Source organism: Streptomyces tateyamensis (assembly GCF_003205575.1).
Lineage (GTDB): Bacteria > Actinomycetota > Actinomycetes > Streptomycetales > Streptomycetaceae > Kitasatospora > Kitasatospora tateyamensis.
Genome location: NZ_PYBW01000083.1, coordinates 18,046 through 18,309 on the forward strand (window position 1 = coordinate 18,046; position 264 = coordinate 18,309).

Below are 264 nucleotides of genomic sequence, written 5' to 3' on the forward strand. Positions count from 1 at the left end.
CCCAGCACCGCCACCACGCCCTCCACCTCGGCTCAGCCGCCCGCGCGGGCCGCGATCCGGGGCGGACCCAGCAAGTCCAGGTGACTGGTCATCAACGCCTCCACTCGGTGCGCACCGCGGTCCCACCGGACCGCTGCGTATACGGCCAACGCCCAGCATCTACCACTTCGGGTAGCCGCACAATCACCGCCAGGGGTGAACCCCCGGGGAACAGGAGCCCCCCGCACGCCCGCACCCCCCTGCCATACGCCCGGGAGCCCCCAG